Raw genomic sequence first — 854 nt, forward strand, 5'->3', positions numbered from 1 at the left:
CATGAATATCCCGGGTTTATTATAGCTCAGTTGGCATGATGTTTTGCGCCGAAAAAAGTCCTTGAAATGCTTTTCCAGCTGAAAAAGGCGTTTTGCTTTTTCTTGAAAAGTTGCATGGTTTCTGCTGACGGTATCAGGAAAGAGCTGAGCGGCAAGCTCCATATAAGTCTTTTTATAGGGATGAAAAGTGAGCAACTCCCAAGGCTTGCTTTTGGCCAGGAAATGAATGATACCGGGAGATTGCAAGGCGTCAACGAATTCCTGATGCGTATATCCGGTTTGGGAGGTCCTATTTTTTTCGACTTTGCTCCAGGCGCTAGGCTGCAAGTTCCAGCGAAGAGGTAGGCGTTTCCACCGGCCGCGAAGTACTAGATTAAGAGCATCTTGATCTAGATACTGCAAGCTCTCATTGAACGTAGCCATACATTCAAACAATGCAGCTTCGACATTATTAGCTCGCCACGTGGCCAAATCGATCACTAACATGCCTGCATTGAAATATTCTTGTCGATCTATATCAACGCCCTTGGGAGCAATGCCGAGATTTTCGACTGCTCCTACAATATTGCCATACAGTGTAGCACGCCAAAGTTCAGCGATATCGTCTGCAACAAGCATATCGCAGTCGAGATAGATAACCTTATCAAGGTGTTGTGGAAGAAGGCTTGCCACGGCTAACCGGTAGTAGGTGGCAATGCCATATCGCTTTATCGGGAATTTTCGAAATTTTTTGCTACTTGGTGTCAACCAGGTCAGCGTTGACTGATAGTCAGCTACAAGGCTCTCGAGCCGAGATTTTGTTAGTGATGATATACCCGCGTCTAGAATATAGAAATCTAGGGAATCGCTGATCA

General features: G+C 45.2%; 1 protein-coding gene. It reads right to left on the bottom strand.

The features are described 5' to 3' along the window. Positions 1 to 854: glycosyltransferase family 8 protein (locus DOM57_RS21655; RefSeq protein WP_162619640.1), on the bottom strand; the 854-nt coding region annotated here is incomplete at both ends.

This window comes from Salinicola peritrichatus (assembly GCF_003206715.1).
Classification (GTDB): Bacteria; Pseudomonadota; Gammaproteobacteria; order Pseudomonadales; family Halomonadaceae; genus Salinicola; species Salinicola peritrichatus.